General features: G+C 75.8%; 2 protein-coding genes and 1 pseudogene. 1 reads left to right on the forward strand and 2 read right to left on the reverse strand.

Translation table 11 applies throughout. The features are described from left to right. Both MHW47_RS33280 and MHW47_RS33285 read right to left on the reverse strand, forming a co-directional pair. A partial coding sequence (locus MHW47_RS33280) for an RNA repair domain-containing protein (protein ID WP_239227578.1) occupies positions 1-1,375 on the reverse strand: 1,375 nt, incomplete at its 3' end. Further along, complete coding sequence (locus tag MHW47_RS33285; RefSeq protein WP_239227579.1) at positions 1,375-3,099, reverse strand: RNA ligase family protein; 1,725 nt, start codon at positions 3,097-3,099, stop codon at positions 1,375-1,377. The genes MHW47_RS33280 and MHW47_RS33285, both read right to left, overlap by 1 nt. 475 nt (positions 3,100-3,574) lie before the next feature. Here MHW47_RS33285 and MHW47_RS33290 point away from each other — a divergent pair. After that, positions 3,575-3,816 (forward strand): annotated as a pseudogene (locus MHW47_RS33290) (hypothetical protein); the annotation flags it as partial.

The raw sequence follows: 3,816 nt of genomic DNA on the forward strand, positions 1-3,816 counted from the left end.
CGGGCCCCGTCGCCACGGTGACCAGGTCCACCCGCAGGCCGTCCGCGTACCACCGCAGCCCCGGCACCCGGGCGCCCGTCACCTCGCGCAGCTCCCGCGCCTCCGGGAACGCGGCGGCGAGCCGGTCCCGTACGCCCGAAGGGTCGGGGAGGGCCGCCACCAGGTCCAGGTCCGCGCCGGGGCGTGCGCAGCCCGTGCGCCGGGAGCCCACGACGTGCACGCGCGCCCCCGGCAGGGCCGCCGCCACCCGGTCCGCGACCTCCTCGGCCGCCACGGAGGGCGTGCCCAGCTCCACCCGCACCCCGTAGTGGTCGGAGATCCACACCCCGCCGGGGCCCGTACGGTCCCCCGTCAGGGTCGCCGCGCGCGCCCGCAGCCGCTCCGTGCGCAGCAGGACCCGGTCCAGGCGGGAGACCCGGCCCGAGAGGGACGAGATCGCGGCCAGCGGGTTGGCCGACGGGTCGAAGGTGGGCGTGCGGTCGGCCGGGCCGTGGACCTCCGTCCACGCGTCCGTCATCGCGAGCCGCGACTGCGGCCGGTCACCCCCGTCGTTGAAGTCGCCCACGAGCACCAGCTCACCCGCCACCGCCGCCAACCCCGTGGCCAGGTCGGCGAGTTCGGTGTCCCGGCGGGCCGCCCCGTCCGGGGAGTGGTCGCTGCTGAGGTGGGTGACGGCGACCGTCACCGGCCCGTCGCCCGTCTCCACGGCAATCGCCGCGACCGCCTTGTGCGGGCCAAGGACGTGCACCGCGGCCTCGCTCACCGGCAGCCGGCTCAGCAGCAGCAGCCCGTGGTCCGGCACGTCGTGCCCGGCGGGGTCGGTCGCGAGCGTGTAGTGGGCCCGTACCCAGTCGCAGCCCAGCAGCAGCGTGAGCAGCGCGGGCTCCACCTCCTGGAGCGCGATCACGTCCGCGTCCGCCGCGCGCAGGGCCTCGGCCAGCAAGGGGCGGCGCCGGGCCGTGTCGATGCGGTCGCTGTCGTAGCGGTCCCAGAGGGTGTTCCAGGTGAGGATCGTCAACGGGCCGGGGGCTCCCGGCCCGGTTGCCGGCGCCGGTTCCCAGGTGCCGGTCGCGGGGGAGTACGCGTGCGGCGTCCGAGCCGTGAAGTACGGCGACGGCAGGCGGCGTGCCTCCCGTATCCGGCCGGCCTCCGTCGCGTCGACGCGGTCCGTGCCCGTGGCCCGGTCCCACACCACCTCGCCGTCCGCCTCGAAGAACAGCACCCGGTGCCAGGGGATCTCGCCCCCCGGCGTGAACCGGTCCAGCGGCACCCGCTTCGGCTCCCGGCCGCGCTGCGCGACGCCCAGCACGAAGCGCGCCGGATCGAAACGGGCGTCCCAGCGGACCCGGTGGTAGATCTCCTCGCTCGTACGCATCAGGCCCGGTCCTCCACGGTTCCGCTGGTGCCGATGTACCAGGTGCGGTGCGCCTGGCCGGGGTAGGGCGGGACGAACCGGTGCAGCTGCGACGCCAGCACCTGCGGCGGTACGGGATGCTCCCGGCGCCCGTTGCGTGCGGCCAGCTCCGCCTCGCCGATCCAGGCCACGGCGTGGGTGACCAGGGCGTCCCGGCGGTGGGCGACCGCGTGCACCAGGGAGCGCTGGTGCGGGTTGAGCGAGGTGGCGTCCCAGACCACCGTCGCGCCGGGGACGAGGGCCGCGTCCAGCCGGTCCAGGCCCTCGCGCAGCACGTCCCCGTTGGCGCCCTGGTCGGCGCGCGAGCCCCGCGCCTCGCGGAGATCGTCCAGCGAGAGGTACGTGGCGACGCCCGGCAGCCCGCGCCCGAAGGTGCTCTTGCCGCTGCCGGACGGACCGGCCAGCTGCACCAGGCGCGGGAAGTCCCCGGACCGCCACCGCCAGGTCGCGGCGACCGCCTCCCAGGCGGTGGAGATCCGCCCGGCCGCGTACGCCTCCCGGGCCTGCGCCAGGCAGCGAGCGGCGGCCTCGGGCCCGAGGTCGGTGAACGCCTCGGCCAGCCCTTCGGGCTCCCGCACCTCCTCCGCGTGCAGGGCCGACCACTCGACCTGCTCCCGGGCCCCGGGGGTGTCCGCCAGCGCGCCGGACAGCGCGTGCAGTACGGACAGGTCGGCGGCGAGCGCCATCCGGGCCAGCCCGGCGCGCCGGTCCTCGTCCGGGTAGGGGCGGTGGAGCGCCGGGTACAGCCCGACGAGGTCCGCGACGCGGCGGGCGAGCGGCATGCCGACGGGGTCGGTGAGGAGCGGGGCGAGGGCGGTGCGGCGGGTGGTGTGCAGCAGCGCGGCCAGGACCCCGGCGAGGCGGTGGTCCCCGGTGAGGCCGAGGGCGTCGAGGGCGTCGGCGGTGCGGAGGGCGGCGGGGGCGTCGGGTGCGTCCGGTGCGGGTGCGGTGGGTGCGCTGATGGCTCCCGCGTCCGGTCCGGCTGCGCGCGCCGGGTCCGCGCCCACCGCCGCCGCCAGCGCCGACGCGTCGATCGGTGCTCCGGACCGTACCGCCCACAGCGCGGCCGCCGAGGCGAGCCCGTTCTCGACGACCTCCGCGTGCATCCAGTGCGTACCGGTCACCACGTGCCCCGGCCGCACCCACTTCCCGACGACCCGGCCGAACTCCGCCGCAGGGAAACTCGCCGCCGGCCGCACGACGTACCCCTCCTGCCGCCCCGTATCCACCTTCAGCGCGCGCAGCGCCTTCGCGTCGAACACCCCGCGCCACAGCACGGGCGGCACGGGGATACCCAGCGAGCGCAGGAACCCCGCGGTCTCGTCCCAGCCCAGACACCGGTCGCCGTCCCACACGGAGAACCCGTAGAAATGGCTCTCCAGGGCGTCGTACGCGAGGGAGTGCCGGGCGAACATGTTCTCCCCGCAGATCCGCCACCCCTGCGGAACCCGGGGGCCGATGCGCGCCTGGAGGGCCTTCACCCACGTACGCGAGGGATGGTGCGCCGAATCCAGCGAGCGGGCGTGCAGCCCGTCCGCGTACAGCGTGGTGTTCTCCCCGTCCAGCTTCTCGGTGACGACGACCTCGGTCCCAGCGAGCGCCGCCAGATCCGTCATCCGCACATCGTCGGACGAGGCGCCGGGCGACCAGGGGAGATGAGGGGTCCGTGGATAGTGCGTCCGCATGATCTTCCGCCCCCGTACCGTCGCCGCCTCCGGCCGGAAACTGTAGGGGCGGGGGCTCGTCCGTACGACCGATTAACGCGTGCGCGTCAGTGCGGCAGCGCCGCTCCGAACGCGTCGCCGTCGCTGCCGGCCGGGAGGCCGAGATCCCCCTCGCCGAGGGAGGCGGCCGCTTCCAGGGTGCCGGGCCGGACCTTGAGCGTTGCCGAAGAGGATCATGGAGGCGTCGGCGCCGTACGCGGAGTTGAGCGCCTCACTGCGCATGCCGACGACGCGGTCGTCCCCGGATGCCAGTAGTGAGTACGGATCGCCTTCGAGCCCGACGACGGCACGTGGCCGGGCGGTGCGGGCACGCGCCTGAATGCGTACGGCCGCTTCGAGGAACCCCCGGGGGCATATCCGGCTGACCCGGCCCGGTAACAATGGCCTGATCCCTGCGGCGTCCCGTACCCCGTCCTTCCGTGGAAAGAGCAAGTCCGTGAGCACAGTCCCGCCCCCCGAGCACCCCGACGACAGACCCGGCGGAGGGTCGGAGTCGGGGGCGATATCCGACGCGCAGTGGGAGGCGTTCCAGCGGGAGGCCGCAGAGGGTGGGGGGCAGGTGCCCAAGGAGCCCTCCGCGCGGGCGCGGATGGTGGCGCGCCGGCTGCGTGAGCAGGACGAGGCGGCGGCCGGGCGCAGGCGGTGGTGGCAGCGGCGGAAGCGGACTCCGGAGCCGGC

Source organism: Streptomyces sp. OfavH-34-F (assembly GCF_022347745.1).
Taxonomy (GTDB): Bacteria; Actinomycetota; Actinomycetes; order Streptomycetales; family Streptomycetaceae; genus Streptomyces.

Coding starts and splice junctions, on each gene's coding strand:
- MHW47_RS33285 (WP_239227579.1), bottom strand. CDS start 3,099: ATGCGGACGCACTATCCACGGACCCCTCATCTCCCCTGGTCGCCCGGC.